Source organism: Niveispirillum sp., from assembly GCF_017996735.1.
Taxonomy (GTDB): Bacteria; Pseudomonadota; Alphaproteobacteria; order Azospirillales; family Azospirillaceae; genus Niveispirillum.
In genome coordinates this window covers 1-2,581 of sequence record NZ_JAGOGJ010000268.1, presented here as the reverse complement: position 1 = coordinate 2,581, position 2,581 = coordinate 1, and the positions used below count along the sequence as shown (strand labels likewise).

Here is a 2,581-nt window from a genome sequence, read left to right as displayed (position 1 = left end):
CCTATGGACAGATCAACGCGCTGATGGCGGGGGCGCCGGCCTGAATTCAGCCGCCAGGGTCAGCATCCGGTCCCGCGCCTCCGCCACGGCGGGGCGCGGCGTGCCGGTACGGGTGACTAGATGATAAAGATAGGGATTGGGCACCCAGAGCGGGCTGACCGGCACCAGCCTGCCATCAGCCACCCAGGGATCGCCCAGGGGCGACCGCAGCATGCCGATGCCCAGCCCCGCCTGCAGCGCCGCCAGCACGGTGTCGTAATCCTCGAACCGTATATCCTGCGGGCGCGGCTTATTGTAGGGCACGCAATGCGCCCCCAGCCAGGCCCGCCAGGAGGTGACGGTACTGTCATGCACCAGGGTTTCCGCCAGGATGGCCGATACGGGCGGGTTCGGTCCCAGCCGTGCCGCCAGCGCCGGGGACGCCACGGGATAGATCATCTCCTGGAACAGCGGCGTGCTGTTCACACCCGTCCACTGGCCGTTGCCGCAGCGGATGGCGATATCCACCTCCCCCTTGTCCAGATCGGCCAGCCGATGTTCCACCAGCATGTCGAACCGCAGATGGGGGTCCTGCAACTTATCCAGCACCTGGAACAGCCAGAGCTTGGCAAAGGCCGGAAGGATCGAGAGGCGGACAACCTCCGTTCCCCGCCGCTGGCGCCACTGGTCACCCGACCGGGCGATCATGGTGAAGGCCTCCCCCACCCGCGCAATGAAGCGGTCGCCGTCCGGCGTGGTGCGCACCCCGCGCCCATGGCGTTCGAACAGGGCCACACCCAGCCAGGCCTCCGCCGCCTGCACCCGGCGGCTGATGGCGGCATGGGTGACACCCAGTTCCAGGGCGGCGGCGGAGAAAGACCCGGTCCGCCCGGCCGCCAGAACGGCGGTCAGGCTTTCCAGTGGCGGCAGGGACAAGCTGTGCGTCATCCGTACAGCTCTGACGCTATCAGTACGCTATGTCAACAGGCGGACTTGGCGCAGGATCGGTGCCACACGCCATCAAGGCCCCTGCAACGGAATCCATCATGACATCCGTCACCACGCCCCTGCCCCGTTCCAATCTGCTGCCGGCACTGGCCGTGCTGGTCACAGTCGTCAGTTGGGGATCGGCCTTTCCGTCGATCCGGGTCGCGCTGAGCGGCATGGACCCGCTGCCCCTGGCGGCGGCGCGCTTCGCCATGGCGGGTTTTCTGGCGCTGGTCTTTCTGCTGGTGACACGACCGACCCTACCGCGCGGGATCGATGCCGTGCGTTTCGCGGCCTGTGGCGGGATCGGGATCGCGCTGTACAATCTGTTGCTGAATACGGGGCAGAAGACGGTGGCGGCGGGTGCAGCCAGCTTCATCGTCAATGTCGCGCCCGTGCTGACGGTGATCTTCGCGACCCTGTTCCTGAAGGAACGGTTCCGCCGCTGGGCCTGGATCGGCATGGGGATCAGCATGGCCGGCGTCAGCCTGATCGCCTCGGGCCAGCCGGGCGGCCTGCGCTTTGGCAGCGGGGCCACCTTGCTGATCGGCGCGGCGGTGGCCACCGCCACCTATTTTGTGCTGCAACGGCCGCTGGTGGGCCGATATGGCGCCCTGCCATCGTCGGCCCTGACGCTTTTGGCCGGCGCCCTCTGGCTTTCACCCTGGCTGGGTCAGGGGGTGCAGCAGGCACTGGCGGCGACGTGGCAGGTCCAGGCGGCCCTGATCTTTCTGGCCCTGTTCCCTGCCGCCATCGGCTATGCCGCCTGGACCTACGCGCTGGGCCATTTCGGCGCGGCGCGGGGGTCCAACTTCCTTTACATGGTGCCCGTCGTCGCCTCCACCGTGGCCGTGCCGTTGACGGGGGAATTGCCCGTCTGGACGACACTGGCCGGTGGGGTGATGGCGCTGGGCGGTGTGGCCCTGGTCAATACCAAGGGCCGTGGCTGACCGCGTCAGACCTGCCCGGCCACCAGCACCTTCACGGGGTCATAGGTGGCGCGGTCGCCGTTCGGCAGGCTGCGCAGCGCCAGCAAGGGCGCGTTGACCCGGCCCAGCACACGCGAACCACCGTCGGACAGGCGGATCACCTCCGCCTCCTCGGCCATGATCGCGGCCTGACAGCCGGCGGCCCGCGCCAGCCTGGCATGGGCCTCCAGATGCATCTCGGTGCCATGCACCGGCAGGGCGATGCGCGGACGGACCAGGGCATAAAGCTCCCGCAGCTCGTTGGCGCCGGGGTGGCCGGAGACGTGCAGCGGCTCCCCGCCCAGCATCTCCGTGCCCATCAGCACCTCAACGCCACGGGCGCGCAGCTTGGACACGACCTTTTCCACCGCTTCCTCGTTACCGGGGATGATGCGGGCGGACAGCACGACCGTGTCGCCCTTGCCAAACGGCGGGAAGCGGCGTTCGCCGCGCGCCAGCTTGGCCAGGGCCGCCTTTTCCTCACCCTGCCCGCCGGTGCAGATCAGGGCCACCTTGTCGCGGTCCAGACCCTTCAGATGGGCCGGTTCGGTCAGCGGCACGGGGACATGGTCCAGCATGCCCAGGTCACGGGCCACCTCGTCGCAATTGCGCATCGACCGTCCGGCCAGCGCCACCTGACGGCCGGC

General features: G+C 68.7%; 3 protein-coding genes. 1 reads left to right on the top strand and 2 read right to left on the bottom strand.

Annotated features, from left to right (window positions below):
• Positions 1–12: 12 nt before the first annotated feature.
• Positions 13–927, bottom strand: coding sequence for a LysR substrate-binding domain-containing protein (locus tag KBA48_RS32975; RefSeq protein WP_292912897.1), 915 nt, complete (start codon positions 925–927; stop codon positions 13–15).
• A gap of 98 nt (positions 928–1,025) precedes the next feature.
• Between KBA48_RS32975 and KBA48_RS32970 the strand changes: the two genes are divergently transcribed.
• The gene (locus tag KBA48_RS32970; RefSeq protein WP_292912896.1) at positions 1,026–1,916 is read left to right on the top strand and encodes a DMT family transporter; all 891 of its coding nucleotides are present in this window, start codon (positions 1,026–1,028) and stop codon (positions 1,914–1,916) included.
• A 5-nt stretch (positions 1,917–1,921) separates the two neighbouring features.
• On the opposite strand, the gene KBA48_RS32965 is transcribed toward KBA48_RS32970, so the two are convergent.
• On the bottom strand, positions 1,922–2,581 hold a 660-nt coding region (locus tag KBA48_RS32965; protein ID WP_292912895.1), incomplete at its 5' end, for an MBL fold metallo-hydrolase RNA specificity domain-containing protein.

Coding starts and splice junctions, on each gene's coding strand:
- KBA48_RS32975 (WP_292912897.1), bottom strand. CDS start 927: ATGACGCACAGCTTGTCCCTGCCGCCACTGGAAAGCCTGACCGCCGTT.
- KBA48_RS32970 (WP_292912896.1), top strand. CDS start 1,026: ATGACATCCGTCACCACGCCCCTGCCCCGTTCCAATCTGCTGCCGGCA.